General features: G+C 63.2%; 9 protein-coding genes. 2 read left to right on the plus strand and 7 right to left on the minus strand.

Annotated elements, in window-relative coordinates; all coding sequences use genetic code 11:
• Both ACGVJ8_RS10995 and ACGVJ8_RS11000 read right to left on the minus strand, forming a co-directional pair.
• A partial coding sequence (locus tag ACGVJ8_RS10995; RefSeq protein ID WP_392348073.1) for a TrmH family RNA methyltransferase occupies positions 1-115 on the minus strand: 115 nt, incomplete at its 3' end.
• 9 nt (positions 116-124) lie between these two features.
• Positions 125-538 (minus strand): c-type cytochrome, encoded by a 414-nt coding sequence (locus ACGVJ8_RS11000; protein ID WP_025362444.1) that lies wholly within the window; start codon positions 536-538, stop codon positions 125-127.
• A 56-nt stretch (positions 539-594) separates the two neighbouring features.
• Here ACGVJ8_RS11000 and petG point away from each other — a divergent pair, with 56 nt between their 5' ends.
• Positions 595-711 carry a cytochrome b6-f complex subunit V gene (gene petG, locus ACGVJ8_RS11005; protein ID WP_392348061.1) on the plus strand — a complete coding sequence of 39 codons (117 nt, stop codon included), beginning with the start codon at positions 595-597 and terminating at the stop codon, positions 709-711.
• Here petG and rsmD read toward each other — a convergent pair.
• From rsmD to ACGVJ8_RS11030, 5 genes are all read right to left on the minus strand, one after another.
• Positions 662-1,261, minus strand: a complete 600-nt coding sequence (gene rsmD, locus ACGVJ8_RS11010) for a 16S rRNA (guanine(966)-N(2))-methyltransferase RsmD (protein WP_392348063.1) — start codon at positions 1,259-1,261, stop codon at positions 662-664. The two genes, petG and rsmD, sit on opposite strands and share 50 nt — an antisense overlap.
• Positions 1,258-1,899, minus strand: coding sequence for an imidazole glycerol phosphate synthase subunit HisH (gene hisH, locus ACGVJ8_RS11015; protein WP_392348065.1), 642 nt, complete (start codon positions 1,897-1,899; stop codon positions 1,258-1,260). The genes rsmD and hisH overlap by 4 nt, the downstream gene beginning before the upstream one ends.
• Before the next feature lie 25 nt (positions 1,900-1,924).
• Positions 1,925-2,248, minus strand: a complete 324-nt coding sequence (gene trxA, locus ACGVJ8_RS11020) for a thioredoxin (RefSeq protein WP_392348067.1) — start codon at positions 2,246-2,248, stop codon at positions 1,925-1,927.
• A gap of 180 nt (positions 2,249-2,428) precedes the next feature.
• Positions 2,429-3,592 carry a GuaB3 family IMP dehydrogenase-related protein gene (locus ACGVJ8_RS11025; protein WP_392348069.1) on the minus strand — a complete coding sequence of 388 codons (1,164 nt, stop codon included), beginning with the start codon at positions 3,590-3,592 and terminating at the stop codon, positions 2,429-2,431.
• Positions 3,593-3,643: 51 nt separating this feature from the next.
• On the minus strand, positions 3,644-4,144 hold the full coding sequence (locus tag ACGVJ8_RS11030) for a CAAD domain-containing protein (protein WP_392348071.1): 501 nt from the start codon (positions 4,142-4,144) through the stop codon (positions 3,644-3,646).
• A 172-nt stretch (positions 4,145-4,316) separates the two neighbouring features.
• Between ACGVJ8_RS11030 and ACGVJ8_RS11035 the strand changes: the two genes are divergently transcribed.
• The coding region (locus tag ACGVJ8_RS11035) for a DNA gyrase subunit A (RefSeq protein WP_392348075.1) at positions 4,317-4,498 on the plus strand (182 nt) is incomplete at its 3' end.

The raw sequence follows: 4,498 nt of genomic DNA on the forward strand, positions 1-4,498 counted from the left end.
CACAGCGGGGGGCCACCAGCCGCAGTTCGCTCATCCCGAAATTGGCGCAGAGCCTGGCCACGCTTCCGATGTTCAGGGGGCCGGCCGGCTCCACCAGCACGACGACGGCATTCAAGGCAGCGGCTCAGCTGAGGGTGTGCAGGTAGGCCAGCAGGTCGGCCATCGATTGCGGTTCCATCTCAAAACTCGGCATGGGGGGAGTCTCGCCGCTGATGATCTGGTGCACCAGAACGGGGTCTTTGAGCTGGTTGCTGACGCCCTGAAGTTGAGGGCCCACCAACCCCTGGCCGGCAAGGCCGTGGCAGCCGGCGCAATTGATCCGGAACAGCTGGCCGCCGTGGTCAACGGCCCCTTGCAATTCAAGGCTGGCCTTGATGTAGGGGTCCTGCTGGGCGCTCCCCAGCACCCAGAGCACCAGCACCACGCAAGCCGTGGCAGCCGACACCACAAGCGCGGCGATCAGGCCGCGACCCCGATCGCTCGAATCATTTGCATCAGCTGATGCCGATTCGGCCGCAATTCGTGACGGCTGGACCACAGACTTGGAGTTCCAATGAGAGAATTCTCCCTAATTCTGATTGCTGACGCGACGCGATGATCGAACCTCTGCTCTGCGGCATCGTTCTGGGTCTTATCCCCGTCACGCTGATGGGTCTGTTCGTTACGGCATGGAGCCAGTACCGCCGTGGTGGTAGCGCTCTGGGGGGCTGAGTAGCAGCACGCTGCTGATGCCGTACCGGCGCTGATCCACAACGTTCCAATTTGAGCTCTGTGCTGGGTTCAGACTTGAGCGGTGTTCACACACCACCAGAGAGTCCTGGTGAAGCCAATTCCCCTGAGCCAGGGCGTTCAAGCAGGGTTCGTAGAGGCCTTGGTCATAGGGGGGGTCGAAATAGGCGATGTCGAAGGGCGCCTGGCGCCAGCCCTTGTGCAGCCATGCGATCAGTTCCTGCCGTTCGGTACGGATCTCCGGAGCCGGTGAACGACTGGCTGCCACCGCATTGAGGTTGCTGCGGCTGACGCGGATGCACCGCGGGTCTTGATCAACGGCCACCACACAGCGCGCACCTCGCTGCAGCGCCTCACAGCCGATTACACCGCTGCCGCTGCAGAGGTCGAGCCAGCGGCAGTCCTGCAGGTGCGGGGCCAGGATGTTCATCACCGCTTCGCGCACCCTGGAGGTGGTGGGCCGAGCCGTGCGACCCCCGGGGCTCAGCAGTCGTCGACCACCGCTGAGTCGCAGTTGACCGCCAGTGCTCATGGGCAGGGCTCAGCCCCGTTGTGCAGCCAGGTCAACCAGCGTTTGAGCATCTGTTCTCCGGCATCGGACGACTTTTCCGGATGGAACTGGCAGGCGCCGACTCGGCCCCGCCAGACCACAGCGGTCACCTCCTGATCGCCGAAGGGGGCCGAGGCCTTCAGGTCATTCCGATCGGTGGGAACAGCGGCGTAGCTGTGCACGAAATACACCCACTCCGCGGGGGCATCGCTGCTGAGCAGCGGGCAGCTTCCGTGGTGCTTCAACGGAGCCCAGCCCATGTGGGGGATGCGTTCGTCGCTATTGCTGGGCAGGCGCTCCACCCGTCCAGCCAGCAGCCCGAGGCCCGGATCGTTGCCTTCATCGCTCTGCTGGAACAGCAGCTGCAGGCCTAGGCAGATGCCGAGCAAGGGGCGGTTACCTTGGCCCCAGCGCAGCAAGTGGGGCACCAGCCCCGTGGCCCTGAGGTTGGCCATGGCCGGGTCAAAGGCGCCGACCCCTGGCAGGATCAGCGCATCAATGCCCTTCAGATCATCGGCGTGCTGGATGAATGAGCAGCCTTGACCGAGCCGCTCAAGGCATTTCTCCACGGAGTGGAGATTGCCCATGCCGTAATCGATTAACCCGAGGTTCAGACTCAACCGGTCGATCCGTTCTGGGACGGATTCAGAGGTACTTAGAAATGGTGCCTGACAAGGTTGCCTTGGGAACAGCGCCAACCACAGTGTCAACCTTCTGGCCGCCCTTGAATACCATCAGCGTCGGGATGCTGCGGATGCCGTACTGGCTGGCCACGTTGGGGTTCTCGTCGGTGTTGAGCTTGAACACCTTGATCTGTCCGTCAAATTCCTTGGCGATCTCTTCAACGATGGGAGCCACCATGCGGCAGGGTCCGCACCAGGGTGCCCAGAAGTCCACGAGAACCGGCACGTCGCTCTGGAGCACGTCCTGCTGGAAGGATGCATCGGTGACAGCAGCAGCGCTGGACATATGGGCAGGGGAATTTAGGGGGAATTTAGCAACGGTTTCGAGCGAAAACACAGCTCTTCCCTGCCGAGAAGGGAACTGTGACAGTCGCTCTCCACAAAGAGTGAAAGCCCGATCGCGCCGGGCCGGGGGGTGTGAGGAGTGTGTGGGCCGAAGCCCGCACACTTCCAATTTAGCCCTGCCTTACTTGCCCATTCCGAGGTGCTGGGTCTTTTGGTAGACCTTGCCTTCCGTCAGCAGGGAGGGTGCCACGACCACCTCCACCTGCTGCATTTCCTTGATGGTTTGGGCTCCCAGGGTGCCCATCGATGTCTTCAGGCAGCCCAGCAGGTTGTGGGTGCCGTCGTCCAACTTGGCCGGACCGCGCAGGATGCGTTCGATGCTGCCGGTGTTGCCCACATTGATGCGGGTGCCGCGGGGCAGCACGGGGCTTGGCGTAGCCATGCCCCAGTGGAAGCCCCGGCCGGGAGCTTCCTCAGCACGGGCGATGGGGGAGCCGATCATCACGGCGTCGGCTCCGCAAGCGATGCACTTGCAGATGTCACCGCCGGTGACGATGCCACCGTCGGCAACGATCGGCACGTAGCGACTTGTTTCCTTTTCGTAGTCGGCTCGAGCGGCAGCGCAGTCGGCCACTGCGGTGGCCTGGGGAATGCCCACGCCGAGAACGCCGCGGGAGGTGCAGGCGGCACCAGGGCCGATGCCCACCATCACGCCGGCGGCGCCAGCCCGCATCAGCTGCAGGGCCACGTCATAGGTGACGCAGTTGCCAATCACCACAGGAACGCCCATATCGCGGCACAGCGCTTCGAGATCCAGGGTCTCCTGGCCTGCAGGACTGGTGTGATCCGTCGAGACCACGGTGGCCTGCACGAAGAACAGATCGGCTCCGACTTCGGCAATGGCCTTACCGAAACGCATGGCGGCCACCGGAGTGCCGCTGACGGCGGCGATGCCGCCTTGGGCCTTGATGTCCTGGATGCGTTTACGGATCAGCACCTCTTGAATCGGCTGGCTATAGATCTCCTGCATCAGCGGGACGAATTCGTCCTTACCGACGCCGGCGATGCGATCCAGCACCTGATTGGGGTCTTCGTAGCGGGTCTGAACACCCTCAAGGTTCAGCACGCCGAGGGCGCCGAGTTGGGACAGGCGAACGGCCATGCCCACGTCCACCACTCCGTCCATGGCGCTGGCGATGATGGGGATCTCGCGCTCGATACCACCCAGGGACCAACGGGTATCTGTGACCTCGGGGTCCACCGTGCGACCCCCAGGCACCAGAGCGATTTCATCGATTCCGTAGGCCCGGCGAACGGTCTTGGAGCGTCCGAGCTGAATGTCCACCGCGCGACTTCAATAAAGTTCAGATCAAGCTACCAATTCAGGATGATCGCCTCAGCTTGATCGGCCCGTCACACGCATCCATGTCGAGCGGGCGCCCTGGATGAAGTTGTCCCGATCGCTGTTGCGGATCAGGTTGCGCAGGGCGAAGTTCACCAGCCAGATCACGCCGGCCAGCTCCAGCAGGCCTGGCACCAGAGGGATGCTGTTGATGGTGCTGAGCACACCGGAATAAACCGTCGCCAACAGGCTGAAGACGATCAGACCGCCCACCACCCGCAGGGGCAGCTGGGCCTTGGTCCAGAGCTCAGCGAGATCATTCTGCTCGAGCCAGTCCTTCACTTTGCCCACCAGCAGCTCCCATTCGCCGCCGTCCTCATCGGCGCTCTCCTGAGCAGGGATCGACACGGTGGAGGCGATCACCGGGTCTGGTGTTGGAGCGGGGGTCGGGGCCGGAGCCGGCACAGGTGTTGGGGCTGGAGTGGGCTCCTGTGTGGGCGTGGGGTCGCTGCCTGGGGTTTCGGCTTCAGGGCGAGGCTCGTCGACAGGACCCATCACGTCAGTGGAAAGCGGTTGGGAGTTTATCCGGACTTTTCTGTTGTTTCCACTGTCCGAGATAGATTGATAGAGGACGTCTGATGCACGTATGACGGATTCTGTGGGGCCTGGCGGCGGCGGTCCCGGCGATTCCGACGATCGGATCATTCAGACGGACTTGCGCAATGAGATGTCGCGCTCCTATCTGGAGTACGCGATGAGCGTGATCGTGGGTCGGGCCCTGCCCGATGCCCGCGACGGCCTCAAGCCGGTGCATCGCCGGATCCTGTACGCGATGTACGAGCTGGGCCTCACCAGCGACAGGCCCTACCGCAAGTGCGCCCGTGTGGTGGGCGAAGTGCTCGGCAAATA

Source organism: Parasynechococcus sp., from assembly GCF_042954245.1.
In the GTDB taxonomy this organism is placed as follows: domain Bacteria; phylum Cyanobacteriota; class Cyanobacteriia; order PCC-6307; family Cyanobiaceae; genus Parasynechococcus.

What these genes read in the sequence shown, in the direction of transcription:
- petG (WP_392348061.1), top strand. Translation starts at nt 595, where the DNA reads ATGATCGAACCTCTGCTCTGCGGCATCGTTCTGGGTCTTATCCCCGTC.
- rsmD (WP_392348063.1), bottom strand. Translation starts at nt 1,261, where the DNA reads ATGAGCACTGGCGGTCAACTGCGACTCAGCGGTGGTCGACGACTGCTG.
- trxA (WP_392348067.1), bottom strand. Translation starts at nt 2,248, where the DNA reads ATGTCCAGCGCTGCTGCTGTCACCGATGCATCCTTCCAGCAGGACGTG.
- ACGVJ8_RS11030 (WP_392348071.1), bottom strand. Translation starts at nt 4,144, where the DNA reads ATGGGTCCTGTCGACGAGCCTCGCCCTGAAGCCGAAACCCCAGGCAGC.